Raw genomic sequence first — 3,971 nt, forward strand, 5'->3', positions numbered from 1 at the left:
CTAAACCAGTTCCTCCATACGTTCTGTTTATTTCTACTGAACCTTGCGAAAAACTATCGAAAATATTTGCAATTTTGTCTTCTGGTATTCCGATTCCGTTATCTTGAATTATGAAATTTAAAGTTATCGTATCGTCTTCTTCTTTTATGGTTTTTACCGAAAGTGTAACTTTGCCGTTTTTAGTAAATTTAATGGAATTATTGATTAAATTTATTAAAATCTGAGATAATTTTGTAGGATCGCCAAGTAAATTTTTGTGGTTTTCTAAATCTAATTCTAATCTGAAATCAATATTGTTTTGCTCAATAAAACCATTAAACGATTCACGAATATTTTGAATTAATTCTTCTAAATTGAAATTAATTCGCTCAATATGTATAGTGTTCGATTCCAATCTGTTTATCTCCAAAATATCATTAATAAAACTTAAAAGATAATTTCCAGAAAACTCTAACGATTTTAAATAATTTAATTGCGTTGATTTTGGATTTTCTTGCAAGAGCAAATGCGTAATTCCATTTATAGCATTTAATGGCGTTCGTAACTCGTGACTTACCGTAGATAAAAACTCCGAACGGGCATTTGATGCGAGCTCTGCTTTTTCTTTTTGTTCAGTTAATTCTTCGTTTTTTTCTTGTAAAAGTTTATTCGTAACGGTTCTAATTTTATTGTTCTTGTATAAAGAAAAACTCAATAGAGATAAAATGGCAATTAAGACAATGCTCATTATACTTATCAGTTTATTAAACCGAATGGATTTTAATTGGTCGTTTTTTTCTTTTTCCAGTTTTTCAACAATTTCTAACTGATTGTCGTGCTCTTTTTTATTGATAAGTAAATCCGTATTGGCAAGACTTGAGTTGTTTTTAATCTCATTTAAAGTTAAAAACTCTTTTAAATAAAAATTGGATAATTTATAATCTTCTTGTTTTTCACTAATTAAAATAAGGTTGTTTAATATTTTCTTTTTAGAAATTCCGACCGTATTATTTTCTACTAATTTCAATGCTTTTTTTGAGAAATCTAATGCCTTTTCATATTCTTCCTGCGAATAATAAATTTTACTAAGCTGATAAAGCGCTTCAATTTTACTTGGTTCTACATCTCTGCTCGTATTGGCAATATTATCAAACACAAGAATGGCTTCTTCTAAATTATTGTTGGCTTTTAAAGTTAACCCTTTCTGAAGTTCAATTAACACTAAAGTATTGTTTGAATTGATTGCATTGTAAATGGAATACGATTTGTTGAAATATAATTTAGCAATCTTAAAATTTCTTTTTTCTAAATATAAGGTTCCTAACGCGTAATTGATTTTAGCGACTTTAGAAGTACGAACTTGATTGATTTCATAGTAATTAGAACATTTTATGAAGTTAACAATAGCTTCATTAAAATTGTTGGTTTCTAAATACAAGCTTCCTAAAAAATAGTAACAATCATATAGTTTTTCTTGATTTTTGTATGCTTTAGAATACTCAATAGCTTTCTGAGCGTACTTTATGGCGTCTTTTGAATTGTATTTTTCTTCAAAAGAATAATTGGCTAATTCTAAAAAATAGGTAATGCTATCAGTTTTGTTTTCCTTTGTCTGAGAAAAAGTAAATAGTGAGAAAAAAGTAAGTAGAAAAAGGAGTTTTTTCATTATTTAGTATTCAAAACCTATATTAATATTGTTAAAATTAGTATTTATTTTTCGATAAAAAAAGAATTAAATCAATTATACGAGAAGAATATCCAATTTCATTATCATACCAACCCACAATTTTAACCATTTTATCAATTACAGAAGTAAGTTGCGCATCAAATACACACGAATTTTTATTACCGATAATATCTACCGATACAATTGGGTCTTCGGTATAGGCTAAAATATTTTTTAATTCGTTTTCAGCAGCTTTTTTAAAGGCTAAATTAATTTCCTCAATAGTAACTTTTCGCTGTACATTAAAAGTAATATCGGTTAACGAACCATCTGGAACAGGAACTCGAATCCCACATCCGCCAATTTTTCCATCCAATTCCGGAAAAATTTTTGTTATTGCTTTTGCAGCGCCAGTCGTAGTTGGAATTATAGATTGCGAAGCACCTCGGGCACGTCTTAAATCTTTATGAGGTTGGTCGTGCAAACTTTGGTCGGTAGTGTAGGAGTGAACCGTGGTAATATATGCCTGCTCAATACCGCATAATTCTTGGATAATTTTAAGCATTGGTGCTGCGTTATTTGTAGTGCAGCTGGCATTGGATATGATAGTTTCCGAACCATCTAAAATATCTTCATTAACACCTAAAACAACAGTTTTTATTGTTTCATCTTCAGGTGGCGCGGATAAAATTACTTTTTTTGCTCCAGCATAAATATGTAAACCAGCAGTTTCTGAAGATTTAAATTTTCCAGTCGACTCAATTACAAAATCGATATTTAGGTTTTTCCAAGGTAATTTAGAAATATCACTTTCGTGGAAAAATTGAAATTTTAATTCGTCAATTAATAACGTTTCATTTTCGGTTGAAATAGAATGTTGTAAAACACCGTGAATACTATCATATTTCAATAAATGACTCATAGTTTTTATATCCGCAATGTCATTTACAGCCACAACTTCTATGTTAGGATGATTGAGTAATAATCGGAATACATTTCTTCCAATTCTACCAAAACCATTAATAGCGACACGTATTTTCATTTTTTAGGTTGTTTGTTTATTTGTTAATTCGATTGGTTGTTGAAAAGGTTTGCTTCTAAACAAAAAACAAATAACCGAATAAACTATTTTAGTGAATATGTTTTTCAGCATGATACGAAGAACGCACTAACGGACCACTTTCTACATGAATAAAACCTAATTCTTTGCCTATTTTTTCGTATTTTTCAAATTGTTCAGGTGTGATGAATTCTTTTACGGGTAAATGTTTTTTACTTGGTTGTAAATATTGACCAATAGTCACTACATCAACTTTTGCGGCTCTTAAATCGTGTAAAGTTTGAATAACTTCTTCTTCTGTTTCGCCAAGTCCAAGCATAATTCCCGATTTTGTTCGGTTCAATCCTTGTTCTTTTAAATATTTTAAAACGGCTAAGCTTTTGTCGTATTTTGCTTGAATACGTACTTCGCGTGTTAATCTTCTTACTGTTTCAATATTATGTGAAACCACTTCGGGAGCCACTTCAATAATTTTGTCTAAATGCGATTCACTACCTTGGAAATCTGGAATTAAAGTTTCAAGCGTAGTTTTCGGATTCATTCTTCGTATGGCTTTTACAGTTTCCGCCCAAATAATGGTGCCCATATCTTTCAAATCGTCTCGATCAACACTTGTAATAACAGCGTGTTTGATATTCATAATTTTAATGGAACGAGCTACTTTTTCTGGTTCTTCCCAATCTACATTTTCAGGACGACCTGTTTTTACGCCACAAAATCCACAAGAACGGGTGCAAATATTTCCTAAAATCATAAAAGTTGCGGTTCCTTCTCCCCAACATTCTCCCATATTCGGACAACTACCAGAAGCGCAAATGGTATTTAATTTGTATTTATCAACCAAACCTCTAAGTTCAGTATATTTTTGTCCAACGGGTAATTTTACGCGTAACCATTTTGGTTTTGGAGTAGGAGGAAATACGCTTTCTGTTGCCATAATTTGAATATAAAATCTACCGCAAATATACAAAACGCATTAAAATTAAATCCTTTTTTAAAGTGTTATTTTTCAATTGTAACATATTGCTAACTTTTGTTTAATTATTTTGATTTTAGAACTATTTTTAAACAAAAGACCACATAAAGTAAGTGTTATGTGGTCTTTAAAATTTAATAAAATTCAGCTATTTCTATTCTTCCTCAAGCAGATTTATTTGAATTGGAAGTCTTTTTTCGCTTCTTACCACTTCGCCATTTACGCGGCCTGGTGTCCATTTCTTTTTCATAGATGTTAAAACCCTAATGGCTTCTTTTTCTAATGCTTTA

3 protein-coding genes are annotated in these 3,971 nt (G+C 30.4%); all 3 read right to left on the reverse strand.

Annotation, left to right across the window (positions count from 1 at the left end; translation table 11 throughout):
• On the reverse strand, positions 1-1,645 hold a 1,645-nt coding region (locus ACIQ11_RS09260; protein WP_396154344.1), incomplete at its 3' end, for an ATP-binding protein.
• A 37-nt stretch (positions 1,646-1,682) separates the two neighbouring features.
• Positions 1,683-2,687 carry a type I glyceraldehyde-3-phosphate dehydrogenase gene (gap, locus tag ACIQ11_RS09265; RefSeq protein ID WP_396154345.1) on the reverse strand — a complete coding sequence of 335 codons (1,005 nt, stop codon included), beginning with the start codon at positions 2,685-2,687 and terminating at the stop codon, positions 1,683-1,685.
• 88 nt (positions 2,688-2,775) lie between these two features.
• On the reverse strand, positions 2,776-3,642 hold the full coding sequence (lipA, locus tag ACIQ11_RS09270; protein WP_353079481.1) for a lipoyl synthase: 867 nt from the start codon (positions 3,640-3,642) through the stop codon (positions 2,776-2,778).
• Positions 3,643-3,971: the final 329 nt, after the last annotated feature.

This window comes from Flavobacterium sp. (genome assembly GCF_044361065.1).
Taxonomy (GTDB): domain Bacteria; phylum Bacteroidota; class Bacteroidia; order Flavobacteriales; family Flavobacteriaceae; genus Flavobacterium.